Annotated in this window: 27 protein-coding genes; 13 read left to right on the plus strand and 14 right to left on the minus strand. The window is 60.2% G+C overall.

From position 1 onward, the window contains the following. Nucleotides 1-37: 37 nt before the first annotated feature. A complete protein-coding gene (locus ACP3TE_RS05060; RefSeq protein WP_166650882.1) occupies nucleotides 38-583 on the minus strand; it encodes a DinB family protein in 546 nt (181 codons plus the stop codon). Between the two features lie 104 nt (nucleotides 584-687). Here ACP3TE_RS05060 and ACP3TE_RS05065 point away from each other — a divergent pair, with 104 nt between their 5' ends. From ACP3TE_RS05065 to ACP3TE_RS05085, 5 genes are all read left to right on the plus strand, one after another. Further along, a complete protein-coding gene (locus tag ACP3TE_RS05065) occupies nucleotides 688-1644 on the plus strand; it encodes a helix-turn-helix transcriptional regulator (protein WP_426735610.1) in 957 nt (318 codons plus the stop codon). Nucleotides 1645-2138: 494 nt separating this feature from the next. Then, a complete protein-coding gene (locus tag ACP3TE_RS05070) occupies nucleotides 2139-2531 on the plus strand; it encodes a hypothetical protein (protein ID WP_426735612.1) in 393 nt (130 codons plus the stop codon). 53 nt (nucleotides 2532-2584) lie between these two features. After that, the gene (locus ACP3TE_RS05075) at nucleotides 2585-2989 is read left to right on the plus strand and encodes a hypothetical protein (RefSeq protein WP_426735614.1); all 405 of its coding nucleotides are present in this window, start codon (nucleotides 2585-2587) and stop codon (nucleotides 2987-2989) included. Between the two features lie 417 nt (nucleotides 2990-3406). Next, the gene (locus tag ACP3TE_RS05080; RefSeq protein ID WP_426735616.1) at nucleotides 3407-4603 is read left to right on the plus strand and encodes an IS110 family transposase; all 1197 of its coding nucleotides are present in this window, start codon (nucleotides 3407-3409) and stop codon (nucleotides 4601-4603) included. Nucleotides 4604-5414: 811 nt separating this feature from the next. Then, nucleotides 5415-6608, plus strand: coding sequence for a M20 metallopeptidase family protein (locus ACP3TE_RS05085; RefSeq protein ID WP_426735618.1), 1194 nt, complete (start codon nucleotides 5415-5417; stop codon nucleotides 6606-6608). Between the two features lie 16 nt (nucleotides 6609-6624). On the opposite strand, the gene ACP3TE_RS05090 is transcribed toward ACP3TE_RS05085, so the two are convergent. The 4 genes from ACP3TE_RS05090 to ACP3TE_RS05105 form a co-directional block, all read right to left on the minus strand. Continuing rightward, a complete protein-coding gene (locus ACP3TE_RS05090; protein WP_133834416.1) occupies nucleotides 6625-7332 on the minus strand; it encodes a GNAT family N-acetyltransferase in 708 nt (235 codons plus the stop codon). An 84-nt stretch (nucleotides 7333-7416) separates the two neighbouring features. Beyond that, complete coding sequence (locus ACP3TE_RS05095) at nucleotides 7417-7833, minus strand: hypothetical protein (RefSeq protein ID WP_133834415.1); 417 nt, start codon at nucleotides 7831-7833, stop codon at nucleotides 7417-7419. A 48-nt stretch (nucleotides 7834-7881) separates the two neighbouring features. Continuing rightward, a complete protein-coding gene (locus tag ACP3TE_RS05100) occupies nucleotides 7882-8289 on the minus strand; it encodes a molybdenum cofactor biosynthesis protein MoaE (protein ID WP_426735620.1) in 408 nt (135 codons plus the stop codon). Then, a complete protein-coding gene (locus ACP3TE_RS05105) occupies nucleotides 8286-9467 on the minus strand; it encodes a ThiF family adenylyltransferase (protein WP_133834413.1) in 1182 nt (393 codons plus the stop codon). Before ACP3TE_RS05105 ends, ACP3TE_RS05100 begins: the two co-directional genes overlap by 4 nt. Before the next feature lie 37 nt (nucleotides 9468-9504). Between ACP3TE_RS05105 and ACP3TE_RS05110 the strand changes: the two genes are divergently transcribed. The 5 genes from ACP3TE_RS05110 to ACP3TE_RS05130 are packed head-to-tail and all read left to right on the plus strand — an operon-like array spanning nucleotide 9505 to nucleotide 12190. Beyond that, nucleotides 9505-9756: a MoaD/ThiS family protein gene (locus ACP3TE_RS05110; RefSeq protein ID WP_133834412.1), complete on the plus strand. Its 252-nt coding sequence runs from the start codon at nucleotides 9505-9507 to the stop codon at nucleotides 9754-9756. A 3-nt stretch (nucleotides 9757-9759) separates the two neighbouring features. Then, complete coding sequence (locus ACP3TE_RS05115) at nucleotides 9760-10992, plus strand: molybdopterin molybdotransferase MoeA (RefSeq protein ID WP_426735622.1); 1233 nt, start codon at nucleotides 9760-9762, stop codon at nucleotides 10990-10992. Then, a complete protein-coding gene (gene moaC / locus ACP3TE_RS05120) occupies nucleotides 10985-11461 on the plus strand; it encodes a cyclic pyranopterin monophosphate synthase MoaC (RefSeq protein ID WP_332487502.1) in 477 nt (158 codons plus the stop codon). Before ACP3TE_RS05115 ends, moaC begins: the two co-directional genes overlap by 8 nt. Beyond that, complete coding sequence (locus tag ACP3TE_RS05125) at nucleotides 11451-11942, plus strand: MogA/MoaB family molybdenum cofactor biosynthesis protein (protein WP_133834409.1); 492 nt, start codon at nucleotides 11451-11453, stop codon at nucleotides 11940-11942. The genes moaC and ACP3TE_RS05125 overlap by 11 nt, the downstream gene beginning before the upstream one ends. Before the next feature lie 38 nt (nucleotides 11943-11980). Further along, nucleotides 11981-12190, plus strand: a complete 210-nt coding sequence (locus ACP3TE_RS05130; protein ID WP_013347838.1) for a DUF1653 domain-containing protein — start codon at nucleotides 11981-11983, stop codon at nucleotides 12188-12190. Nucleotides 12191-12214: 24 nt separating this feature from the next. On the opposite strand, the gene ACP3TE_RS05135 is transcribed toward ACP3TE_RS05130, so the two are convergent. After that, on the minus strand, nucleotides 12215-12646 hold the full coding sequence (locus ACP3TE_RS05135) for a MarR family winged helix-turn-helix transcriptional regulator (RefSeq protein ID WP_133834408.1): 432 nt from the start codon (nucleotides 12644-12646) through the stop codon (nucleotides 12215-12217). A 78-nt stretch (nucleotides 12647-12724) separates the two neighbouring features. Here ACP3TE_RS05135 and ACP3TE_RS05140 point away from each other — a divergent pair, with 78 nt between their 5' ends. Then, the gene (locus ACP3TE_RS05140; protein WP_426735624.1) at nucleotides 12725-13825 is read left to right on the plus strand and encodes a hypothetical protein; all 1101 of its coding nucleotides are present in this window, start codon (nucleotides 12725-12727) and stop codon (nucleotides 13823-13825) included. A gap of 41 nt (nucleotides 13826-13866) precedes the next feature. Here the strand turns inward: ACP3TE_RS05140 and ACP3TE_RS05145 are convergent, their stop codons facing one another. Together ACP3TE_RS05145 and ACP3TE_RS05150 are read right to left on the minus strand one after the other, a co-directional pair. Further along, nucleotides 13867-14160: a DUF6966 domain-containing protein gene (locus tag ACP3TE_RS05145; RefSeq protein WP_105658559.1), complete on the minus strand. Its 294-nt coding sequence runs from the start codon at nucleotides 14158-14160 to the stop codon at nucleotides 13867-13869. Between the two features lie 49 nt (nucleotides 14161-14209). After that, nucleotides 14210-14860, minus strand: coding sequence for an alpha/beta hydrolase (locus tag ACP3TE_RS05150; protein WP_426735626.1), 651 nt, complete (start codon nucleotides 14858-14860; stop codon nucleotides 14210-14212). 652 nt (nucleotides 14861-15512) lie between these two features. Between ACP3TE_RS05150 and ACP3TE_RS05155 the strand changes: the two genes are divergently transcribed. Then, entirely contained in the window at nucleotides 15513-15905 is a 393-nt protein-coding gene (locus ACP3TE_RS05155; RefSeq protein WP_105662458.1) for a VOC family protein, read from the plus strand. 88 nt (nucleotides 15906-15993) lie between these two features. Here the strand turns inward: ACP3TE_RS05155 and ACP3TE_RS05160 are convergent, their stop codons facing one another. From ACP3TE_RS05160 to ACP3TE_RS05180, 5 genes are all read right to left on the minus strand, one after another. Then, nucleotides 15994-16776 carry an IclR family transcriptional regulator domain-containing protein gene (locus ACP3TE_RS05160; RefSeq protein ID WP_365943073.1) on the minus strand — a complete coding sequence of 261 codons (783 nt, stop codon included), beginning with the start codon at nucleotides 16774-16776 and terminating at the stop codon, nucleotides 15994-15996. Nucleotides 16777-16856: 80 nt separating this feature from the next. Next, nucleotides 16857-17513, minus strand: a complete 657-nt coding sequence (locus tag ACP3TE_RS05165) for a 3-oxoacid CoA-transferase subunit B (protein ID WP_105658562.1) — start codon at nucleotides 17511-17513, stop codon at nucleotides 16857-16859. Continuing rightward, complete coding sequence (locus ACP3TE_RS05170) at nucleotides 17513-18184, minus strand: 3-oxoacid CoA-transferase subunit A (protein ID WP_332728708.1); 672 nt, start codon at nucleotides 18182-18184, stop codon at nucleotides 17513-17515. The genes ACP3TE_RS05165 and ACP3TE_RS05170 overlap by 1 nt, the downstream gene beginning before the upstream one ends. Nucleotides 18185-18203: 19 nt before the next feature. Then, nucleotides 18204-19415 (minus strand): thiolase family protein, encoded by a 1212-nt coding sequence (locus ACP3TE_RS05175; protein ID WP_426735629.1) that lies wholly within the window; start codon nucleotides 19413-19415, stop codon nucleotides 18204-18206. Between the two features lie 175 nt (nucleotides 19416-19590). Next, nucleotides 19591-20259, minus strand: coding sequence for a DUF6318 family protein (locus tag ACP3TE_RS05180; RefSeq protein ID WP_426735631.1), 669 nt, complete (start codon nucleotides 20257-20259; stop codon nucleotides 19591-19593). 248 nt (nucleotides 20260-20507) lie between these two features. On the opposite strand from ACP3TE_RS05180, the gene ACP3TE_RS05185 reads away from it, so the two are divergent. Continuing rightward, nucleotides 20508-21257 carry an IclR family transcriptional regulator gene (locus ACP3TE_RS05185; RefSeq protein WP_133834397.1) on the plus strand — a complete coding sequence of 250 codons (750 nt, stop codon included), beginning with the start codon at nucleotides 20508-20510 and terminating at the stop codon, nucleotides 21255-21257. A gap of 830 nt (nucleotides 21258-22087) precedes the next feature. On the opposite strand, the gene ACP3TE_RS05190 is transcribed toward ACP3TE_RS05185, so the two are convergent. Further along, the gene (locus tag ACP3TE_RS05190) at nucleotides 22088-23413 is read right to left on the minus strand and encodes an MFS transporter (RefSeq protein ID WP_426735633.1); all 1326 of its coding nucleotides are present in this window, start codon (nucleotides 23411-23413) and stop codon (nucleotides 22088-22090) included. Nucleotides 23414-23434 lie beyond the last annotated feature (21 nt).

The following is a 23434-nucleotide window of genomic DNA, read 5'->3' on the forward strand; positions in this document are numbered from 1 at the left end:
CGGTGACTTTGTCTAGAAGTTTGATTGCCGCCTGTTGTTATCCCATGGTCTTCTGCCCATCCAGGGATTCGCGGATGATGTCCGCATGCCCTGAATGCTGGGTGGTCTCGGCGATGATGTGCAGCAAGGTGCGGCGCACCGACCAGTGGATATCGACAAACCATGGGGCCGAAGGCAACTCGTGCACGGTGTCCAGATCCAGCTCAGCCAGCAGCGCATCGGTGCGGTCGGCAATCAAAGCGTAGTTTTCCAGCACCGCGTCGAGAGTATCTCCTGGCTGCATATGGAATTCGTTATGGAATGCTTCGATCGCTTCGGGTGGCATCTGGCTGAAATCCGCACCGTCCCACGCCATGGCTGCCCGGCCTTTGACCATGAATTCCTGCCACTGTTTTTCGACTGCGCTGACATGTTTGATCAACCCGCCGAGGGTCAGCTCGCTCACGGTGGTTCGCTGCTCCGCCTGCTCATCGCTCAAGCCTTGGACCGTAAAACGCAAAAAATGCCTCGCGTTGGCCAGGGTCTGGAACAGGTCGGCGCGTTCTCCGGTGAGCTTGGTGTTGGTGATGGCCATGGTGCTCATGATTGCCTCCTGGCATAAGCTGCAGCCGGTATTTCCAGCTGGTAGTAACCAGAATAGAAGTGAAAAGTGCCAGTTTTTGTCCTAAATCAAGGCAGACTTATCGTATGAGTACCAGTACCAGATTCTTGCGCTTACTCTCGCTACTGCAGACCCATCGCTATTGGTCCGGAGACGAGCTCGCAGAACGCCTTGACGTCAGCCTGCGCACCGTTCGCCGGGACATCGACCGGTTGCGTGACTTGGGCTACCCAGTGCAGGCCGATCGCGGTGTGGGAGGTGGTTATCAGTTAGCCTCCGGCACCGCGTTGCCTCCCCTGGTGCTCGACGATGAGGAAGCGGTGGCACTGGTGGCGTCGCTGCAATCCACCGTGCATGGCGGGTCCTCCGCTCTGGCTGAAGCGGCGCTGCGAGCATTGGGGAAAGTGGTACCCGTGCTGCCGGCCAGGCTGCGTAAACGGGCACAGGCCTTGACCGCGAGCACCATCCCGCTCAATTCCCAGTCTTCCGCCTCGGATCCCGTGGATCCGGCAGTATTAGTGGCCTTCGCCCAAGCCTGCCGTGATCATGAACGAATCGCTTTCGACTACAAGGATGCCAAGGGAGCAGCAACTTCACGCCGGGTAGAACCGGTCCAGTTGGTGAATGTTGGCAACCGCTACTATCTCGTGGCTTTTGATCTGGACCGCGATGATTGGCGCAGCTTCCGCGTGGACCGCGCACAGAACCCAACACCCAGGGCCTTGCGCTTCACACCCCGACAGGTGCCAGGTGGCGATGCATCAAGCTTCGTTCGTGCTGGACTGCGTGGCAGCGGACAACCAGATGTGAGTGCGCGGGTGCATGCCAGCGCAGAACAACTGGAGCCGCTGATCGGCCGCTGGTTCCAGATCGAAGAAATCGACGACGACAACAGCCTAGTGAGCACGGAGAATATGAACCTTAACTGGGCCGCGTTCGGGCTGGCGATGAGTCAGGCCAAAGTCAGCGCTGTTCAGCCGACAGAACTGCGAGAGCTAGTCGATTCGTGGATAGCGAACCTTTCGTCAGAGCCCTGTCGCTAAAACCAAGCTCCGGAGGATCTCTGTACAACGCACGCAGGCCGTTAGCCCTTACGCTCATGAAATCGTAGTTAAATCCCCTCCCGAACTATGACATTCGCGTGGACGATGCACCCGGTCAGTGTTCGAACGTGGAAGAAAACCCAATGAATCCGAAAGCAAGTCTCCGGATATCTTATTGATCCACTGGACACGCAATCCGGCGGAACTTGCGCGCTCTCTCTCGAATTCCAACGAGACGAGCGCCGATAATAGACGGTCACAAACACGTCACTCAAAAAATCAACACCGGCTGCAATGATTTCCGGGGGCTTCAAATGACTACACAGCTAATCTGCACGAACGGTCACAATCGTTCAACATCCACTACGTTGGCCAATCCGAGCTAAATCGAATGGGGCCTTTGAAACTTGATACCGATCAACGGCAAAACTGGGACAAGTAACTCCTCCGGGTCATCTCCCCCGCAAACAGGTCCGACCATAGATACTCATTATTTGACAAAGCTCGCAACGGGCACCTTCTTGAAACGTATCCAAAGACCATCGGCCCGTTTGACCAAATTATGGGTGATCGCTCGTCAAAAATTTCATCCTCTAGTTTCAATTGTGCATAATGACTCCAAGACAGGAGATAAATTGACAGAGATTATCACGACAACAGTTGCTCTTGTTGGTCTATTCGTAACAGCAGCACAGTTCACGGCGGCCGCCAGGGCACGGAAAGCGGCCGATTTCTGGGGAGACCAGATCGAAAAACCGCCTCCTTGCGATCCGAGGAAGATGAGACGATATCCGATCACTACCAGAATGCCTTGTCGCTGGTTTACGCCGTTGAGCGAGTCCCTGGATGGAAGTTCGCTCTACCAGTTGGTTCTCTTTGCTTTCTAACTCTATGGCTATTCGCAACAAGCGTTCTTTTCAAAGGATTCATACTTAGTCCAGTGTCAGCGGAGGGGCAGTTGGTGGCATTTACAGGCGTCTACGCTCTTGCGGCCACATTTGGAATTTTTGCTACATTGCAAAAACTATTGACCCTTCAGGTTCACCGCACAAAGACCAAGATCGGATTATTTTACGACCCGGCACTCTTCGAAGTAAGACTATTTAAACATGTAAAGAAGTGTCTTGCCCTTGCCACTGCTGGGATCTTGTTGGCTTCTTTCGCGGTTGCTTGTTTCTCCGGCTTTCCGGTTCTCACTCAAAATAATGATGAAATCCTCGCCGCGGGCTTCCTTAGCAGCATTATTGCAGCCATAACCTTATGGTTTTCCATTCACAAGTTCACCGCAATCTACAGGAACCCGCTTGACGAAAATAACCTGGTAGTCACTCTTAAAGCCCATTGATCTACGAATAAAGGATCGCCGCCTTACCCGAATCTAGTCAGCATCCGAAGACGAAATCCCCTCCCAGTACGACCCCAAGGGAACGCCTAAGTAGATTCACTGATGGCTGGAAATGCTATTGCATTCCGCATCAGCCCGCGAGCGGTCCGCATGAAGCCATGCCCCGTTATCTTTTTGATAGTCCCTAAAAAGAGGATCATAGGGACTGTCGGCCGACCAATCTCGGCATGGTGTCTTGCCCCTGTCTAACCAATGATCATAGGGGGTGTTGCCACCGAGATTGGGATGGCAGCGTGGTGATTGCTGATTAGGGGCGCGGCGCCAAGACACTGGACGCCTGTCATAACGTGGATGTAAGACTTCGCTACCGACGGTTGGTCGACCTTGAACAAGAACTAGTTCAAAGGAGCACTAGTCATGATCACCGCGGATATCGATATTTTCCTCGGCCTGGACGTAGGGAAAACCGACCACTGGGCCTGCGCCGTCACCAAGGACGGCACCAAAATATGGAACAAGACCCTGCCCAACGACGAAGCCAAACTCGTCTCGGTCTACCAGAATCTCAGTGCCAAAGGCACCGTCCTGGTCGTCGTGGATCAGCCAGCTACCATCGGAGCCCTCGCTGTTGCCGTCGCCCAGCACCTCGGTATTCCGGTGGCCTATCTGCCCGGATTATCGATGCGGCGTATCGCAGATATGTATCCTGGCACGGCGAAAACCGACGAAAAAGACGCGTTCATCATCGCGGACGCGGCCCGCACCATGACGCACACGCTGCGCAGCATCCAGGTCTCTGATGAGGATGAAGCCACCCTGGGCATGCTCACCGGATTTGATCTGGATCTAGCCAGGCAGATCACCCAAACCAGCAACAGGATCCGCGGGCTATTCGCCCAAATCCACCCGCCACTCGAACGTATCCTCGGCCCGTGGCTGGAACACGACGCCGTCCTTGAAGTCCTCGCTATCTGGCCCACTCCAGCGCAACTGAAGCATGCTGGCAAAGTGCGGATCGATGCGAAGTTGAAGAAATATAGTGCTCGCCGGCACACCGCCTGGGCTTCAACCATCATTGACGCTTTGGAGGAGCAGAGCGTCATCGTGGTCGGCACTGAGGCCGCAGGCCTAGTCATACCGCACCTGGCGAAGCAAATGATCTCGCTGCACGCTCAACGAGTGGACGTGGCCATGCACCTCGAAGCTATGCTGGCGGCTCACCTTCTTTACTCGGTCCTGACTTCGATGCAGGGGGTTGCCGTCAGGACCGGTGCGATCGTCATCGCCGAGACCTCCGGCAAGACCTTCACCAGTGCTGCCGCACTGTCTTCCTACGCTGGTTTGGCTCCGACCACGCGCCAGTCAGGGACCTCTATCAAGTCCGAACGCGTCAGCCATTCAGGGAACAAGCGCTTGAAACGGGCGCTTTTCCTTTCGGCGTGTACTTCCATCCGTTTTGATCCGACCAGCCGAGAGTACTATGACCGGAAGCAGGCCCAGGGTAAACGCCATAACCAAGCGCTCATCGCTTTGGCCCACCGACGGCTCACGGTCCTGTTTGCGATGCTCCGGGATGGCTCACTCTATGATGTTCCGGAGTTGAAAATAGCTTGACACAGAACATAGGGGCACCCCCAGGTCTCGGTATCCATAACCAATGCATCAACCTGATCGACACTACCCGTTACCGAACGAGAAGATTAGGTTACCGGTCCGTTTCCATCTTTAACTCCCTATGCGCACTACTCAGTAATGCAAAGAGCCTTTTTGGACATTGACACCTCTAATTTGCAATAAGAAGTTAACTGCAAAACGTGGACGAGCAGGCATGCCGGCGGCGCTAATTCTTCGTTGAGCCTGCCCCGCCCCCGACACCATTCAAATTGAATCTCAAGTACTGTCTTGGCTCTACACTCAACGAACATCATCGAGAAATACGAATAATGATTCTTTAACGCAGTGTTCTTCGTGCGGCTCACCGAGCCTTATGCCCCCGTAACCGCCCCATAATTGAATGCGGCATCACAGAAGTAAACAGCGATAGTTTTCGCGACGTTCACGCTGATCAAGCGAGAGGTTCCACTAAAAGTACCGCATTGGCTTCTAGAAAAACTTCACATCATTTCACCCTTGGCCAAAGTCAGCGACGTCCACCCGGCAGAACTGCGAGACCTACTCGATTCTTGGACGGAGAATCTCGGCTCCTGATTGCGAAAGTTGTGAGATGCAACAAAAAGCGTCTTGAGAGCTTGACGGCGACACAACCGCGAGGCGTATAGTCACTCGCGTGCTAACAACATTCAAATCGTTCGGAGTAAATGCTTTGATTAGTAATTACTTAAAGTTTGAATCATCGGCATAGTCATCTCTACGTACCCTGAGGCTCTCCGCCCGTCTGTCGACGACGCCTACGAAAGGCTGATTCATGTCCATTGCCGACTTTACCGCTGATGCACAAACCATACTTCCCGATCTGATTAAACTGCGCCGTGAGTTGCATGCGGACCCCGAGCTCGGACTTAATCTGCCCCGCACTCAGCAGAAGGTGCTCGACGCGCTTGAGGGGTTGCCGCTGGAAATCACTACCGGCACCCGCACCAGTTCGGTCACTGCAGTGCTTCGCGGAGAACTGCCCGGCCCGACAGTCCTGCTCCGCGGCGATATGGACGCTTTGCCGATTCTCGAAGCGACCAATCTGGACTTCGCCTCTGCCAACGGCAATATGCACGCCTGCGGCCACGACCTGCATACCGCGGGACTGGTGGGCGCAGCCAAGGTGCTGTCGGCTCATCAAAGTGAACTACATGGCTCGGTCATCTTCATGTTCCAGCCAGGCGAAGAAGGCCACGGCGGAGCGAAGATCATGCTTGAAGAGGGACTACTCGCCGCAGCCGGAGACCCTCCAGTTGCTGCCTACGCGATCCATGTGGGACCCGGCCCACGAGGAGTCTTCGCAACACGAGGTGGTCCAGTAGCTGCTGGCTCGAACCAGCTGACAGTGAAGCTGAAAGGGCGCGGTGGACACGGTTCGCAGCCTCACCAGACCCTGGATCCAGTTCCTGCCGCGGCCGAACTCGTCCTGGCCTTGCAAAGCTTCGTGACTCGACGATTCAATGCCTTCGACCCGGTGGTACTCTCGATCACCCGGCTGTCCACCGGAGACGGTGCAATCAACGTCATCCCGGAGAGCGTCGAGCTGGCGGCCACTATCCGCACCATGTCTCATGAATCGCTGGCTGTCCTGGAAGAAGGACTGCCACGAGTCATCAACGGTGTGGCGGCAGCCCATGAACTCACTGCTGATGTGAGCTTTGAAACGCTCTACCCGGTGACCGTGAACGATCCCGCCGAGACGGAGGCGGCGCTGACAACGATGCGCGAAATCTATGGTGAACAGCGCGTGGCTGTAATGCCTTCGCCAATGATGGGCTCGGAGGATTTCGCGTTTGTGCTCGACGAAGTACCCGGCACGTTCATCGCATTGCTGACCACTCCACCGGAAATGACCGCCGAGGAGGCCGAGTGGAATCACTCACCACGGGTGGTCTTTGATGAGTCGGTGCTCTCAGATCAAGCTGTAGCCCTGGCAGCGATCGCTTTTAAGCGAACCGCCAGCTGAACTTCGGAGCTGCGCGCTAATTCTCGAGAATTACGGTGGTTTGGGTCCCCACATACTCAAACCCAGCGCGCAGCGCCGTTCTGATTGACGCGGCATTATCAACGTGCGCGCGCCACTGAAGAATCAGCCCGGCATCCATTGCATGCTTTTGAGCAATGCCGACAGCTTGAGAACCGAGTCCACTGCGCCGACTGGCAGGTGATACGAGCGCGCCAAGGTGGGCCAGTTTTTCTTCCCACACGTCATAACCAGCACCTGCCAAAGGTCGCGGCTGGTGCTCAGAATCGCTGAGCAAGATAAAGGTATTCTCCATCTCGCTCAAGCCGACTTCTGCAGCGTCTTCGGCTGGGCAGGCTGTTTCAAGATCAACAGCGTGCACTCGCGCATGACTTACCTTGGCGTTGGAGCCAGACACCATTGGCGCTGAATCACTAAAGTACAGCTTCGCTTCCCCGAGAGCCCGCCCACCATAAGGAGCACTGAGTTCTAAAAGTTTCTCGTGGCTGGCTAGTTCCGAGTCGGGTAGCTCTCGACCAGCTTCTATTGCCCACGAGGGGCCGACCAAAATCCCGGTGCCAAAGAATGATACGAACATAAGCACGGCGCTATCGTTCTTCTCGCGATAAACGCGATCTTCTCCTCGTGCCAATGCTTCTACCGAAACACCGAGGATCGATGCCCAGGATTGTCGGATGGTCGCGATGGTGTCGGGTTGAAGCGTCATGCCGAAAGACTATCGGAATTCAAATTATCTGTGTCTGCCAAACAGACCGAAAACTCGCGAAGCAAGCCTTTAGTCCAAACGGATCTAACGTTCCAGAGATTCTAACAATGCAACAGCATTGGTATTTTCAAGCCAAAAATACGCATGAATCGCCAACAAGACGTCGTCTATTGACTGTTCAATTGCCGGCCCACTCCACAGGGCAACGACCGCACTCGCGACATTCGAAATCGCCGAGTTTTGACTGGCCCTGCCGAGCTCAACGCCGCGAAGCACCAGCAGGTAGTCGAGAGCCAAGTTGCGTAAATCTTGATTGGAAAGCATCTTCCGCGTCGAATACCCCAGAGCTCGTTGCATCGTCGAGATCGATGAATCCACGTCCGGAAGCGGCAAACATTGTTGTTGAAGCCTGGACAACAGGAATTCACCGCGAGGGACGTCTCCCGGCATCACTTCCTTGTAATCGGTCCTGCTCCCTGAGCCGGGACGATACTCAGTCAAAACGTAACTTCCGTTCCTCACTAGACGTATTCGCTAGGTAGGTCCGGCCTACAGTCCAACCCACTCGGAGCTGCCGGAAGTGAAGTGTTGCTTCTTCCAGATTGGAACTTCGGCTTTGATGCGTTCAACCAGGTTCTCAATGGCATCGAAGGCTTCCTTGCGGTGCGCTGCTGCCGAGGCAGCCACCAAAGCGGCATCACCAATCTTCAGCGGACCCACACGATGCACAGCCGAAAGCTTCAAGCCCGTGCGCTCTTCTTCCTCGGCGATGATCTTCTCCAGGAAGTCCTGCGCCTGCGGGTGATGCGAGTAGTCCAGGGAATTCACCGACTGCCCACCATCGTGGTTGCGAATGATTCCGTGGAAAAGCACCACAGCACCGGTGGTATCAGACTGCACGGCATCGCGGACTGTGGCCTCATCGATTGGTTCCTCGGTGATCAACGCGTAGCTCATGAGCGGGTTCCTTCGGTTGTTGCGGGTTCGGCCAGTAGTTGCGGCGCCACCGCGGCCAGTGCGGGAAGCCCGCCTTCAAGATAGTTTGTTTTGATGCCCCGGCCAGCGAGCAAGGCGGCCGCGCGTTGCGAGCGAGGACCGCGTGCGCAGTAGACCGTTACCTGTGCCGGGATCTGCTTCAGATCTGTGCCGGATTCAACAGCTGCTTCCAGCTCAGGAAGGGGCAGATGCAAGGCACCGGCGATGTGCTGTTGTGCGCGTTCGTCATCATTGCGCACATCCAACAAGACAGGTGCTGCACCACCAGTTAGGGCTTCGGCGAGCGCCTCGGCGCCGATGCCTTCAGCTTCAGGCAGCGTTCCCGAGCAAAAAAGCACATAATCGATCAGCTCGGTGACTTCAGCGCCTCGGGGGTCCCGGGAGAATTCGAGGGTGCGGGTGCTGGCAGCCAGCGCATCGTAGATCAGCACCTTTCCCACCAGCGGGGCACCGATTCCGGCGATCAGCTTCAAGGCTTCAGTAGCCAGCAGCGAACCGACGGTTCCGCACAATCCGGGCAGCACGCCCCCGGCGGCGCAATCCGGCACGGTGCCCGGGGCAGGCGGGACCGGGAACAGGTCGCGGTAACCCGGGCCGTGCTCATGCCAGGCCACGGAAACTTGTCCATGATGCTGCAGGATCGATCCCCAGATTAGCGGGATGCCCGTGAGCTGCGCGGCGTCATTGGACAGGTACCGCGTCGGGAAGTTGTCGCTGCCATCGATGACGAGGTCATAATTCGCAAAGATCTGAAGCGCGTTCGATGAATCCAGGCGCAGGTTGTGCTCGATAATCTTCACATTGGGGTCCAGCGCCGTGGCGGCCTGCGCCAGGGAAGCGGTCTTGGCCAAGCCGATATTAGCGGTGGTGTGCGTGACTTGGCGGTGCAGGTTGGATAGCTCCACCACGTCATCATCCACGATGCCGATGGTGCCTACTCCCGCTCCGACCAGATACGGGACGCTGGCGCTGCCTAGTCCGCCCGCGCCGATAACCAGTACCCGGGCGGCAGCCAGCCTGCGCTGCGCAGTGTCATCAAATCCGGGCAACGAGAGTTGGCGTGCAGCTCGTGCAGCCTGTTCGCCGCTCAGTGGCGGCCCGGGGGCCACAAGCGCGGGAAAATCGCGTTCGCTTTTCATCGTGCTCCTTATCGCCTAGGCGCGATAGCATGAAGTCATGTCGAAGATTACGATACGCTACTTCGCTGCCGCGGCGGCAGCAGCGGGCTGCGAGCAGGAGAGCTGGGAACGCCCCGATACACTCGCCGGGCTGCGTAGCGAACTGATCGATTCCTACGGACCTGAAATGGCCCAGGTTTTGCGCGCCGGAAGTTTCCTGATCAACGGCGTGGTGCGCCGCGATGCCGGCGAGCTGGGCACTGCCGACGATCTGACCGTGGATGTCCTGCCGCCGTTCGCAGGCGGATAGTCCATGTCCTGCACTCTGGAAAGCCATCGCACGGAACTTGAAGAGCTGCTGTCCCCGGTCTTCGCCTGTCTGGACAGAGAAGTGCTGCCCGTCGATAGCCCTGAGGCCAGCGATCGAATCCTCAGCGAGGACCAGTACGCCCTTTTGCCCATCCCTGCGTTCACCAACTCGCAGATGGATGGCTACGCTGCGCGCAGTGCGGACTTGGCAACAGCCTCGCCTAACTCCCCCATCTCTTTGCCATTGGGTTTCACCGCTGCCGCCGGCGACCGGCAAATACCCCTGGCTGAAGGCACAATCAGTCCGGTGATGACCGGTGCGATGATCCCGCTGGGTGCTGACACTGTCATCCCCATCGAGGAAAGCGGCTCTGGCGCTTTCCCGGAATTGGTTCGTGCCGGCTTTGGCACCCCCAGCGGCCACGCGGAATTCTCGGCCCCCAGCGCCGTGGGCCGCTTCATCCGCCCCGCCGGTGTTGATCTCGAAACCGGCGCTTTGGTGGCCAAGGCCGGAACCCGGCTGACCCCGACCATGATTGCCGCACTGGTTTCCAGCGGGCTGCGTGAAATACCGGTGCGCCGGGCCTTGAAGGTGGCCGTGTGCACTACCGGTGATGAGCTCAGCGATGGGCAGCGATCCCAGGGCCAGATCCCGGACTCGAATTCCCCTATGCTCGCAGCCTGGCTGCGCCGCTACCAGGTGCAGGTGCGCACCTTGCAGCTGCCCGATGATCCGCAGCGCTTCGCCCTGGCCATCGATGCCTTGCAGGAACAGGTTGACCTGATCGTGACCGTGGGCGGCATCAGCGCTGGAGCCTATGAGGTGGTCCGCCAAGCGCTGTCGCCGCTAGGCGGGGTTTTCCATCATGTGGCCATCCAGCCCGGCGGCCCGCAAGGCTTCGCCCGACTGGCCAAGGCAGCGGTACTGTGTTTCCCGGGCAACCCGGTCAGTGCCCTGCTATCGGCAGAACTGTTCCTGGCCCCGCTGCTGCGACAGCTCAATGCCCTGCCAGAGCCCTTGCCCAGGCACTACCCGCTGGCAGCCGATGCCAGTTCCCCCGAGCACAAGCACCAGGTGCGCCGAGCGCTGATCCGCGATGGCCAGGTCACCATCCTGGATCCGGGATCCCACCTGGTCCACGATCTGGCCCGCGCCGATGCGCTGGTGCATATTCCGGTAGGCGTCAGCCAGTTGGCTGCCGGCCAAAGCATCGAAACTTGGAGCATGAATGTCTGAGAAACTCACCCACCTGCGCGAAGACGGCAGCGCCCATATGGTCGATGTCAGCGACAAGGCCGTCACCAAGCGCGTGGCCACCGCAGAAGCCATCTTCGCCACCCGCCCGGATGTTGTCCCGATGCTGATGACCGGGCAGTTGCCCAAGGGCGAGGCGTTGGGCACCGCAAGGGTCGCTGGCATCATGGCGGCCAAGCGCACCTGGGAACTGATTCCGCTGTGCCACCCGCTGCCGATTTCCAAGGTGTCCATCGATTTCACCGCCGAGGAATCCGCCGTGCGCGTCACCGCCCAGGTCACCACCAAGGGCGTCACCGGGGTGGAGATGGAAGCATTGACCGCGGCCAGCGTTGCGGCCCTGACCCTCTACGACATGGTCAAGGCCGTGGACAAGCACGCCGAGGTCCGCTCGGTGAAGGTTTTGGCGAAGTCCGGCGGCAAGAGCGGTGACTGGGTTCGTGGAGACTAGCCGCACGGCGGCCGTGGTGGTCGCTTCGACCACCGCCGCAGCAGGCTCCGCCGAAGACAAGACCGGCCCGCTGATCACCCGGTGGCTGTCCGAGCGCGGCTTCGAGACTGGCGAGCCGACGGTGGTGGCCGACGGACAGCCGGTGCGTTTTGCCGTGGACGACCTGCTGGCCAATGACGCGCAGGTCGTGATCGTGACCGGCGGGACCGGGGTCTCACCCGATGACCAGTCCCCCGAAATGGTTGCCCCGCTGCTGGATGTCCAGCTGCCCGGAATCATCGAGGCCATCCGCCGGCGCGGAGAAGCGACCACCGCACTGTCCATCATTACCCGCGGGGTTGCAGGATTCTCCGGTAACAGCTTCGTCATCACGTTGCCCGGGTCCACCGGCGGAGTGAAAGACGGGCTGGCCGTCCTGGATCCGATCCTGGAGCACCTGCTGGTCCAGCGCAGCGGCGGCACCGGGCACGGCCCGCGGTAAGTTCTCTAGCACCATCATTGATCAGAAAGGCCACCAGGTTGAGCATCGAACCCGGAATCTACCAGCACTTCAAGGGCCAGCGCTACGAGGTGCTGGCCGTGGGGAAGCACAGCGAAACCGAAGAGCCGCTGGTCTTCTACCGCAAGCTCTACGACGACTACAGCTTCTGGGCTCGGCCGCTGGAGATGTTTGCGGAACACGTTGAACGCGATGGCTACAACGGCCCGCGTTTCGCCAGGATCGCCTAGGGCAAGTTGCAGATTTCCCTGGACCTACTGCGAGTCGGCAACGTTATAGCGTTCCAAGGCTTCGGCAAAGGCCGAGATCTGCTCTTCGCTCCAGCCCTCTAGACGATCGGTTACCGCAGCGCGGTGCACGGCGGCGGAAGCCTGAAGCCGCTCGCGGCCCACGCCGGTCAGTTCCACTACGCGACCGCGCCCGGATTCCGCATCGTCATAGGCGATATATCCCAAGTCCAGCAGCGTGCCTACCTGCCGGGAGACTGTCGAGCGGTTCAGCGAGAACGCCTCGGCAATGTCGGTGGCCCGGGTTCCGGGAGTATCGGCAATGAAGCGCAGCAGGGAATGCTCCACGAGTGTCAGCGGCTCGGCCAGCTGGCGTGAGCGCGTATTGGCACGTCGGGTAATCATTTGCATGTGATGGAAGATCGATTGGATATCGGCTTCCCGCTGTTCCTTGCCCATGTTCCGAGTCTAGTACGCAGGGCTTTGCCGGGCACTCAATGTTGCATCATGCAACATTAAGCGTATTCTTTAATGCTGATGACTCTCACCGACAACGCCCCGCGCCAATCCCCCGCTTCCAAGCATGCCGATAATCCGGCCATGAAGAAGTCCCCCGCAGCCAAGCCGGCACCACTGGGCTGGGGAAAGCTCGTGTTGACCATGCTGATCCCGTTCTTCCTGTGCGCCATCATGGGCTTGTTCTATCTGGGGGCCTTCCACGCGCCCAGTCCGCACAACGTGCAGGTGGCGGTGGTGGGCGATTCCGCGCAATCCAAGGTTTTCGCCCAGACCCTGCAGGATGGGTCCGACGGTGCATTGAATGTGCGCACCGTCGCCGATGCGGACCAGGCCCGGAAACTGGTAGAGCAGCGCGAGCTCGTGGCCGCCTACGAAACCAGCGGCGGCACGGCAACGCTCTACAGCTCTAGCGCCGCGTCGGAAACCTCGGCGAATATCGCCCAGAAAGTCTTCTTGGACGTGGCCTACGAACAAGGCCAGCCATTGCGCATCGAAGATGTCGTGCCCACCGGCGAGCAGGACACCACCGGGCAGGGGCTGTTCTTCCTGCTGGTCGCCTTGAGCATTGGCGGCTACGCCAGCGCCGTGCCGCTGGCCGGGTTCATGGGCAAGGTCAAGCTGCCCGTGCGCTTCGCCATGGCGGCGGTTGCCGCAGCGGTGGTTGCCACAATCGCGGTGCTGATCGCGGGCCCGGTCTACCGGATCATCGAGGATCATTACGCGGGCATCTGGCTGATTTCCTGGGTTTACGCCGCCGGCATCACCCTGCTGGGCCTGGGCCTGCATCCACTGCTGCGCCACTGGACCACCCCGACGCTGACCTTGTGCTTCGTCGCACTGAATTTCACCAGTTCCGGCGGGATCTTCCAGCCGCAAATGCAGCCGGGATTCTACGGTGCACTCAATACCTTCTGGAATGGCGCCGGGTGGCTGCACGCAGTGCAGACCCTCGTCTACTTCCCCGGGCAGTCCATCGGCATGGATCTCCTGCGGCTAATCCTCTGGCTGATCCCCGGCATCCTGCTGGTCATCCTGACCCACGCGTGGAGCGTGCGCAAAACCCGCGTGGCCGATGAAAATGCCAGGATCCGGGACGTCGAGGAAACCGTCGCCGCGTAGCGGCACGCGCCGCGGGGATTGCTCCCTGCCAGATGCCGCTCCTAGCTGCGCAAGAGCCAGGAGCGCGCGGAGCCCAAGGCTCGGCGCAGTCCGCTCACCGCGTCATCCATGACCGCGGTTCCCACATCCTGGAAGGACCCCATGCCGCCGCGGTAGAGTTCCAAGGCCTTCCGGGAAGCCTCTCGCAGTTGCTCTCGGCTTTCGATATCCTCAAAGAGGCCATCAAGCCAGCGAGCCGCATGGGCGCGTTGCGCGTCATGGTCCTGGGCCGCTGCGAGGTGCAGCTTCTCGATAGCCGCGCGGATTCTGCCCAGTGCTTGCTCAACATTGTCCATGGCACAAGGTTATCCCGGCCGGCGGGCCCTGCTGCCCGCCAGCCGTGCTTCAGGACTTGCCCAGCGGTATCAGGTCAAGTTGCGCGGTGATATGGCTGCGGACGTCGTTCAGTTCATCCATGTTGATCCCGTGGGCCAACCCCGAGTAGGTGCGGGCGGTCAGGGTCGAATGCTCGGGCAGGAACTTGGTGGTGCGTTCAATGGCGACCGGGGCAATGACCCGGTCTTCGGTGCCACGGCCCCAGAACACTGCTGGACGCTGCGCGGCGATGATTTCATCGGCTGACTGGGTGCCGCCTAAGACGAATCCGCCCAGGATCGTGGTGGCCAGCACCCGCTCGGGCCGGGTGCGCAGCAGCTGGCTGGCCATCAGCCCGCCCTGGGAGAAACCGACTGGAATGATCTTGGTGGCGGTGTCTACATTTGCATCGATCCAGGCCCAGATCGCCGCGGTGGCCGCTTGCACCGGCGCCGCGTCGGGGACGCCCGGAGTGGTGATCTGGAACCAGGCGGCCCCGCCGTGGCCCAATTCCAGCGGAGCGCGCAGCGAAGCCCAAGGCAGATCCAATCCCAGCGGTTCGGCGAGCGAGCCCAGGTCGTGTTCATTGGAGCCGAAGCCATGCAGGAAGACCAACACGGCACCGGATTCCGGGGTGCTGCTCCAATTGGCGGAACGCACATCGCTCAACAGGTTGCTCATAGCAGGCCAACTCCTCATAAGTTGTTTGCGGGCGGTTCCCGATGGTGGAATCGCAGCCTTCCGGCGGCGTTCCCAACAAGGTTCAATAAGCCAAGCATACCGTAATTGATTGAAGATACAAGTAAATTCCATTACCGCGATCCGTCACAGTACCCCGGGCGCCACCCGCTCAGAAAATCTGAAGCGAAGCGCACCCAAGTCCCGCTCGCCCTTCTGCCGGCCACCACATGCGAGCCTCAAAAACCAGCTAGTCACCTCGGATAACTCCGGCCTAAAGCAGGCTTCAAGCTAGTGCGAAGGCTTGCGGGCATTCCATGGAAAATTCGCGCAATCTGGCGGGAACGCATCCTACTTCACGCAAAACCTTGTCGCCAGAAAACCCTAGACAGAAACCAAAATTACTGTGATCATTTCGTGTTACTACCGGCCAGTAGCAAGTGTCTCCCATCTTTTACTCGAAGGACCACCATGATCCTGTAGTCCACCGCTGGGTGCTCAACGCCCTGAACACGGATGGTCCGGCCGATCCAGGCTACCGCCCTTCCTGCTACCTGTAAGCGGGAATCGGCGCATCCTGGCGTGCGTGCCGATGCCGGGATGCGCCTTGGCTCGCACCTAGGCAGAGCGCCTGCCAGCTATTAGATTGGTGGCCATGGACGTTCTTTCCAGCAGGGTGCTGCTGCGGCCAATTGACCTGGCCGCAACCCAGCAGTTCTATCGAGATGTGCTGCAACTAGCCGTGGCCCGGGAATTCGGTCCGGCACAGCAGCCGGGCTTGGTGTTCTTCCTGGGCAATGGCCTGCTGGAAGTCTCCGGGCACCGGCCGCCAGGGATGCCGTCCACGCTGGTGCTGTGGGTGCAGGTGCGCGATGTGCAGGCAGAGCTGGAACAGTTGGCGGCCTGCGGTGCGACGGTGCAGCGCGAGGCGCGCAAGGAGGACTGGGGCCTGATCGAAGCATGGATCCAGGATCCCGACGGCACCAGAATCGTGCTGGTGCAGGTACCCGAAGGGCACCCGATCCGCCGGGACGTGCGCGAGCCCTAGCAACTGGTGCTGGCCTGCGCGGCTCGCCGCGATCACCACGTGTGCTGGCATCGAATGGGATCCGGCCACCGCCTGACCCCCGCGGGTACTAGCGGCTGGCGGCGAGGGCTTCGCGTACCTGCGCGGCAGCTTCGAGCAGCTGCGGCAAGACCACCTCGGCTGCCTGTTCGGCGCTCTGCGTAGTATCGGGACGCACGCTCATCGACACGTTCATCGCGGCGACCACGGTGCCATCGGCACTGAATACCGGCACCGCCACCGAGCGCAGGCCGATCTCCAATTCCTGGTCTACCACCGCATAGCCCTGGGTACGGATCCGCTGAAGTTCAACGCGTAGCGGATCCGGGCGATCGATCCCCAGCCCTGTCACCGAGTGCACGCCGGCGGCGATCACCGCCTCGCTGATTTCTTCGGGCTGGTAGGCCAGCAACACCCGGCCCATGGAGGTGTTGGCCGCCGGGAAGCGGGTGCCCACCGAAATGCCCACGCGCATGATCGAACGGGTATGCACCCGGGCGATGTAGACGATCTGCGATCCGTCCAGGATGGAAGCGGAGGCCGATTCATGCACAGCAGCCGAGAGTTCCTCAAGCACCGGTTCGATCAGCTGCGGCAAGGTGGCGCTGGACAGGTACGAGTACCCCAGCTGCAGGACCTTGCTGGTCAGCTCGAAATGCTTGCCGTCGGTGCGCACATAGCCCAGCTCCACCAGGGTCAGCAGGAACCGCCGGGCGGTGGCCCGGGACAGGGCAGTGCGTGCGGCGACCTCGGAGAGGGTCATCGACGCGTGATCGGCATCGAAGCTGCTGATGACCGCCAAGCCGCGGGCCAGGGACTGGACCGATGTGGTTGTTGCTGCCTGCTCGCTCACCGTGCTCCTTGCGCGCTGGAAATGATTGCGGGGCGCACTTCCAAGACTCGGATGCGCACCCCACTAATCTACTGGGTCTTCTAGGCCTGGGTCAGTTCCACCGGGACCTTGGCGGCCAGCTCCTCGAAGCTGATGCCATGGGTGGAGCGCACGAAGACCTTGGCATCGCGCAGCTCGAAGACGGCCACTTCGGTGTAGATCCGCGAGACGCAGCCCAGCCCGGTGACCGGATAGCTCAGCGTTTCAACCAGCTTGGATTCCCCGGCCTTGGTGAACAAGCTCATCATCACCCAGGTCGCCTTGGCGCCGATAGCCAGGTCCATGGCGCCGCCCACGGCAGGAATGGCGCCTTCGGCACCGGTGTGCCAGTTGGCCAAATCGCCATCCTTGGAGATCTGGAAGGCGCCAAGCACGCAAACGTCCAGGTGGCCGCCGCGCATCATCGCGAAGGAATCCGCGTGGTGGAAGAAGGAGGCCCCGGGCAGCTGCGTGACCGGGATCTTGCCTGCATTGATCAGATCCGGGTCGATGTCCTCGCCGGTGGCCACCGGCCCCATGCCCAGCATGCCGTTCTCGGTGTGCAGGGTGACGCCCTGCTCCTTGGTGAGGTAGTTCGAGACGTTGGTCGGCTGGCCGATTCCCAGGTTCACGAATGCTCCGGCCGGGATGTCCGCGGCCACGAGCTGCGCCATTTCATCGCGGGTGAGCTTTGCTTCGGTGGTGGTCATTGCGCTCATTACTTTTCCCCTCCCAGTTCCACCACGGTATCCACGAAGATGCCCGGGGTGATGACGTTTTCCGGATCGATGGAACCGGCCTGGACGACCTCGTCCACCTGCACGATGGCCGACTTGGCCGCGGTGGCCATGATCGGGCCGAAGTTCCGCGCGGTCTTGCGGTACACCAGGTTGCCCAGCGTGTCGGCCTTCAGCGCCTTGATCAGCGCGAAATCGGCGTGGATCGGGGTTTCCAGCACATAGCCCTTGCCATCGATGATGCGGGTTTCCTTGCCCTCGGCCAGCAGCGTGCCGTAGCCGGTGGGGGTGAAGAACCCGCCGATGCCGGCGCCGGCGGCGCGGATGCGCTCGGCCAGGTTGCCCTGCGGCACCAGCTCCAGCTCGATTTCCCCGGCCCGGTAGGCCGTATCGAAGTGCCATGAGTCGGACTGGCGCGGGAAGGAGCAGATGATCTTCTTGACCCGGCGTTCCTTGATCAGCAGGGCCAGGCCGGCGTCGGCCTGCCCAGCGTTGTTGTTCACGACCGTCAGGTCCTTCGCGCCGCAGTCCAGGAGCGCGTCGATCAGTTCCATCGGCTGGCCGGCGTTGCCGAAGCCGCCGATCAGGACGGTGGCGCCGTCGGTGATCTCGGCGACGGCGTCCGCGGCCGAGGTGGCAATGCGTGGTGCCATGATGCTGCCTTTCTATAAGCTACTTGGTTGCGTTCACGTTTTCGACGACGACGGCCAGGCCCTGGCCGACGCCGATGCAGATCGCGGCAAGCCCGTAGCGCTCGCCGGATTCTGCCAGGCGGCGGGCGACGGTACCCAGGATGCGCAGGCCCGAGGCTCCCAGCGGGTGGCCGATGGAGATGGCCCCGCCCCAGGCATTGACGATGGCCGGGTCGATGTCCCAGGCCCGGATGCAGGCCAGGGACTGGGCCGCGAATGCCTCGTTCAGCTCGACCGCGGCGATATCCGACCACTTCAGGCCGGCCTTGGCCAGAGCCTTGTTGGCGGCTTCCACCGGGGCGAAGCCGAAGAACTGCGGATCCAGCGCGGCAGCGCCGTTGGAGACGATGCGGGCGATCGGATCGGCGCCCAGCAATTCGCCGCCGCGCTCGGAACCGATGAAGGCCGCCGAGGCGCCGTCGCTCATCGGCGAGGCGTTGCCAGCGGTCACCGTGGCATTCTCCCCGGTGCGGAACACGGTGCGCAGCTTGGCGAGGGTTTCTGCGGTGGAATCAGCACGGATGGTCTCATCGCGGGTGACTTGGGTGCCGCGCTTGTTCGCCGGCGGAACCGGAACTACCAAGTTGTCGTACTTTCCGGCCTCCCAGGCGGCCGCGGCCTGCTGGTGCGATGCCGCGGAGAATTCATCCTGGTCTTCGCGGGAGATGCCGTGCTTCTCGCGCAGCTGCTCGGTGGCCTCGCCCAGCGATACCGTCCATTCCCCAGGCATGGCCGGGTTGACCAGGCGCCAGCCCAGGGTGGTGTTGGCCAGTTCCAGATTGCTCATCGGGAAAGGACGCTCGGTCTTGGGAAGCACCCATGGAGCACGGCTCATCGATTCGACGCCGCCAACCAGGACCAGGTCCGCGTCGCCGGTGGCGATCTGGCGGGAAGCCGCGATCGAGGCATCCAGCGAGGAGCCGCACAGGCGGTTCATCGTGGTGCCCGGCAGCGAGGTCGGCAACCCGGCGAGCAGGGTGGCCATGCGGGCCACATTGCGGTTTTCCTCGCCGGCGCCGTTGGCGTTGCCGAAGATCGACTCGTCGATATCCGCGACATCCAGCTGCGGCGCCCGTGCGACCAGCTCGCGCACCACGTGGGCGGCCAGGTCATCGGGGCGGTGGCTGGACAGCGCGCCGCCGATCTTGCCGAAGGGGGTGCGGATTGCGTCGTATAGGTAGGCCTGCTGCATCGTCTCACTGCTCCATCGCTGCGGTATGTTCACATCGTGAACTTAAGTTCGTACAATGAACTTTAGCAGTTGATATCCGTACCTTCAATAGATTTCCGTTGCGGTCCGCCCGGTTCCCTGCACAAAAATGCCCCGGCTGCCGAAGCAGCCAGGGCATTCTCCAAGTCACATATTGCTATTGCGCGTTAACCGCGACATTCAGCGGCTGCCATCCGGAAGACTCGTCGAACGCCGGATCCTGCACAGCTAGCGAGCAAATGGATCCAATGAAGTTTCCATCCTCGTCATAAGCGATCTCATCCCAATTTTCTTCAAAATCCATGCAGGAAACCGGCTCAATTTCGCTGGTCGCCTTTCCATCTGCACCGAGTACTAGGCCAGCGGCTCGCTCTATTCCAAAGCTGGCAAACATAACCTTGGGCTCGCCCGGCGATGCTTGATACTTGTCCAAGGTGCTCATGGTTTCAATAACCCTGAATTCGCCTTCGCCAATACTTCCACCATTGGCATAGGCCTGGTCAGTCTGGGCGATTAGCTCCTGGCATAAGGTGCAGTCCGCTGCCGAGAAGCCTTTGAGTGCGGCGGTGTCACCGCTCGCCACCGCATAATTCAGCAGCTGCACCCAATACTCCACGGCACCTTCCAGCCCTTCCTCGGATTTCTCGCTGAGGACCGCCGGGCGCTGCGGAACTTCAGCATTTTGCTCCGGGGAGCTCGGCGTGGGCGACACCGTGCCAGCAGAAGGATCACCGGCCCCTCCCTGGGATGCACTGACGCAACCGCTGGCTGCCAGCGTCAATGCAGCCATCAAAGCTGCAAGCTTTATTTGATGATTTCGAACCATTGCCGCCGCCTTCGTGGAGTTTTTTCCGCGTTCAAAAACGACATTACATCAAGCATTTCGATAATACGACCACTATTCAAATAACGTTTTGGCTACTCTTTTCAATGAGAATCGCTGGAAAAATTCCACGTTAACTCTGGCCGAACAAGGGAAATTCGGCGCGATAGCGAACCCTGCTTGCACTAAAGCGCAGAGCCGCTCACCTGGATGCAGGAGAAGCGAAGCAGCCACTGCCCTAAAATAGTTCCATGGCCAATTCGCCCAGTGGGGACTCTATGCTGGACCGCTTGGTTCGGATCCTGAATTCCTTTGATCTCAACAATCAGTCGCTCAGCGTCAGCAGCCTGGCCCGGCGTGCCGACATCCCCAAAGCAACCATGTACAGGTTGCTCGATGAATTGGTATCCCATGACTTGCTGGCACGAGACGGGTCTGGCCAGGTGCGGCTGGGTTTGCGCCTTTGGGAATTAGCCAATCGAAGCGCTGCCACCCAGGACCTTCGCACCGCGGCATTGCCGTTCATGGAGGACATCAACCAGCTGCTGGGGCAAAATACCCAGCTCTCGGTACTGCACCAGGATGAGGTGCTGATCATCGAGCGTCTCTCGCGGCCCGGCTCTGTTGTCAATCAGGCGAATGTCGCCGGACGCATGCCTGTGCACCGAACTTCGATGGGCATGGCACTTTTGGCCTTTTCGCGGCCGGAAACCATTCACGGGTTCCTGGAACGCCACCACGAACTGATGACCGCCACCCATCCTGAACTCCGCGCAGAAATGGCGGAGATCCGTCGCAACGGATTCGCCTCGTTCGACGGATTCATCGACCCGGAAACCACCGGTGCCGCCGCCCCGATCCTCGACGAGGCGGGCTATCAGGTTGCGGTTATCTCGGTGGTTGTTCCCCGCGACTCTGGAACACTGCAGTCCGCAGCTCTGGCGCTACGCACCGCAGCCCGGGGCATTTCCCGTGCAATGCATTTGGGCGACAACCGCTAGGCGTAATCAGGATCCCGCTGTTCGATACACGCGCTACATCCACTGGCAATGCAAGCAGTCAATAGCTTCCGAGACCATCGCACTTCTCTGAACTCCTTGTGGAGTTGATGCCACCAATGAATTGGTCTGCGTTTCTTCCGACAACGGGCGGAAAACAAGTGGTTGGTTGCTCTCCGATCTCGGTTTCGAGCGAGATAACGAGGTAGCTCCAGATCAAGTAACGTGTTGAGATCTTCCGGGATGAAAATGTCGTAGCCAGGGCCATTCTGGTTTCCACCATCCAACGGCACGGACTACTTCAGTTCCCGACTCATCCGCGGGTGCACTATCCGAAAAGCACTCAGCCCAGGCGCATTTCGTGCATCATCACCGCCAGGCAGACCTGGCCGGCCGCTCTTGCCGCCAAGCAACCGGACACTGCCTTGCCCAAACAGGCAGGTTTCATCCCCGAGCTCTTCCTGAGGCGCGGCTCGTCCCCAGAGTCCAAGAGCGGATCTGTTCATGATGAAGCGCCAAGCCGGCTTCGTCTCGATGGCAAGCCCGCCAGTGTTGTCCACGTGCGACCGAGAATTTCGCTTGAACCCGGACGCCGCACACCATCCACGTGCCGGCCATGATTGGATGGGATCCATCGTGGTCCTTCTAATTCGTTTGCCTTCTGGAACCAGGACCTCCCAAGTCACTGCCTGCAGCGCCATTCCTTGGCCAGTACCCGCCCAGATCCGAGGTGGCCACTGCGAATCAAAGACTGACCGCTCCCCGACTAAACGCGCCATTAAAACGCTGAAGGGGCGAAGCCCGTTGGCGCCGCCCCTCCGCTGAGAAATGTCCTAGCTGGCGGAATTCGTGCTTGCCGAATCCGAAGTTTCCTTCTCCGGGGCGTGAGGCGACGCGCCGCCGCGCAGCATCATTAACGCAACTGCCGCGCACAGCACCACAATGCCTACGCCCAGGTACAACTGGGCGGCGGTCCACGAGGCGTCAAGCAGGCTGCCGGCAGCCAGTGGAGCCAGGATCGCGCCGAAACGGCCGATGCCAATAGCCCAGCCAACGCCGGTTCCACGTGACTGCGGTGCATAGGAGGACGGCGTCAACGTGTAGAGGCCGGCTACGCAACCGTTAATGAGCATGCCAACCAGAACACCCAGGACGAAGGCCAGTGCAAGGATGCCTGCCGCCGAGATGAACACCACCATGAGCACTGAGGAAAGTACAGTGAACGCAATGAGCACCTTGCGAACGGCCCACTTGGTGGTCAAAGCGCCGAAGAGCAGGGAACCGAAGGTGCCACCGAGGGTCAGCATCAGGCCGCCGACCACACCTTGGCTTTCGGTCATGCCCGCGGTTACCAGCAGCTTCGGGGTCCAGCTGTTCACGAAGTAGAAGCCGAACATCACCGCGAAGAAGGCCACCCAGATCACCGCGGTCACCCGGCGTGTATCCGGTGAGAAGAGCGCAAGGACTGCGTTGCGGCTTCGGCCAGATGCGGAGCTGCCCTGTTCTGGCAGGGCCACGTTCTCGGCACCCAGGTGCATTTTGCGTGCCAGCTTGCTCAGCTTCTCGGCGGTTCGCGCAGTACGCCGGGTCAGCAGGAAGTCAACGGATTCGGGGACGACGGCCAGCAAAGCCAGGAAGGCGACCATCGTCAGCACTCCTCCGAAAATGAAGACCGAGCGCCAACCGTAATGGGCCTGCAGCGAGACCGCCGCCATGCCGCCCAAGGTGGCGCCGACTCCGTAGCCGGCGGTGTAGATGCTGACCGCCATGCCTCGCCAGCGGCCATTGGAGTATTCGCTGGTGATCACGTTGGTGCACGCCAGAATGCCGCCGACTCCCAGGCCGGTGACGATACGCCAGATGGCAAGGCTCGCCATGGAATCCGCGGTGGCTGAGAGGAACATGCCCAGCGATGCCAGCGCGGTGGTTCCCAAGAGCATCGGACGGCGTCCGAACAGGTCGGCGAATGGAGCCAGGAACAATGAGCCGGCAGCCATGCCAAAGAGGCCTGAGCTGAGCAGTACGCCCAGCTGGGCGCCGTTCAACGAGAATTCTTCGGAAACCTGATTTGAGGTAAAGGCCATGGCCAACACATCAAAACCGTCGAGGGCGTTCAAGAAGGTGCAGACTGCGACGACGAGCCATTGAAAGGCCGACATCGGTGAATCTTCAATTCTCTG

Origin of the sequence: Glutamicibacter sp. 2E12, assembly GCF_050030965.1 — a bacterium.
Classification (GTDB): domain Bacteria; phylum Actinomycetota; class Actinomycetes; order Actinomycetales; family Micrococcaceae; genus Glutamicibacter.

Bases quoted from the DNA above. Each gene is read 5' to 3' on its own strand.
- ACP3TE_RS05060 (WP_166650882.1), bottom strand. From the start codon at position 583: ATGAGCACCATGGCCATCACCAACACCAAGCTCACCGGAGAACGCGCC.
- ACP3TE_RS05065 (WP_426735610.1), top strand. From the start codon at position 688: ATGAGTACCAGTACCAGATTCTTGCGCTTACTCTCGCTACTGCAGACC.
- ACP3TE_RS05080 (WP_426735616.1), top strand. From the start codon at position 3,407: ATGATCACCGCGGATATCGATATTTTCCTCGGCCTGGACGTAGGGAAA.
- ACP3TE_RS05085 (WP_426735618.1), top strand. From the start codon at position 5,415: ATGTCCATTGCCGACTTTACCGCTGATGCACAAACCATACTTCCCGAT.
- ACP3TE_RS05090 (WP_133834416.1), bottom strand. From the start codon at position 7,332: ATGACGCTTCAACCCGACACCATCGCGACCATCCGACAATCCTGGGCA.
- ACP3TE_RS05100 (WP_426735620.1), bottom strand. From the start codon at position 8,289: ATGAGCTACGCGTTGATCACCGAGGAACCAATCGATGAGGCCACAGTC.
- ACP3TE_RS05105 (WP_133834413.1), bottom strand. From the start codon at position 9,467: ATGAAAAGCGAACGCGATTTTCCCGCGCTTGTGGCCCCCGGGCCGCCA.
- ACP3TE_RS05110 (WP_133834412.1), top strand. From the start codon at position 9,505: ATGTCGAAGATTACGATACGCTACTTCGCTGCCGCGGCGGCAGCAGCG.
- ACP3TE_RS05115 (WP_426735622.1), top strand. From the start codon at position 9,760: ATGTCCTGCACTCTGGAAAGCCATCGCACGGAACTTGAAGAGCTGCTG.
- moaC (WP_332487502.1), top strand. From the start codon at position 10,985: ATGTCTGAGAAACTCACCCACCTGCGCGAAGACGGCAGCGCCCATATG.
- ACP3TE_RS05135 (WP_133834408.1), bottom strand. From the start codon at position 12,646: ATGGGCAAGGAACAGCGGGAAGCCGATATCCAATCGATCTTCCATCAC.
- ACP3TE_RS05140 (WP_426735624.1), top strand. From the start codon at position 12,725: ATGACTCTCACCGACAACGCCCCGCGCCAATCCCCCGCTTCCAAGCAT.
- ACP3TE_RS05145 (WP_105658559.1), bottom strand. From the start codon at position 14,160: ATGGACAATGTTGAGCAAGCACTGGGCAGAATCCGCGCGGCTATCGAG.
- ACP3TE_RS05150 (WP_426735626.1), bottom strand. From the start codon at position 14,860: ATGAGCAACCTGTTGAGCGATGTGCGTTCCGCCAATTGGAGCAGCACC.
- ACP3TE_RS05155 (WP_105662458.1), top strand. From the start codon at position 15,513: ATGGACGTTCTTTCCAGCAGGGTGCTGCTGCGGCCAATTGACCTGGCC.
- ACP3TE_RS05165 (WP_105658562.1), bottom strand. From the start codon at position 17,513: ATGAGCGCAATGACCACCACCGAAGCAAAGCTCACCCGCGATGAAATG.
- ACP3TE_RS05170 (WP_332728708.1), bottom strand. From the start codon at position 18,184: ATGGCACCACGCATTGCCACCTCGGCCGCGGACGCCGTCGCCGAGATC.
- ACP3TE_RS05175 (WP_426735629.1), bottom strand. From the start codon at position 19,415: ATGCAGCAGGCCTACCTATACGACGCAATCCGCACCCCCTTCGGCAAG.
- ACP3TE_RS05180 (WP_426735631.1), bottom strand. From the start codon at position 20,259: ATGGTTCGAAATCATCAAATAAAGCTTGCAGCTTTGATGGCTGCATTG.
- ACP3TE_RS05185 (WP_133834397.1), top strand. From the start codon at position 20,508: ATGGCCAATTCGCCCAGTGGGGACTCTATGCTGGACCGCTTGGTTCGG.
- ACP3TE_RS05190 (WP_426735633.1), bottom strand. From the start codon at position 23,413: ATGTCGGCCTTTCAATGGCTCGTCGTCGCAGTCTGCACCTTCTTGAAC.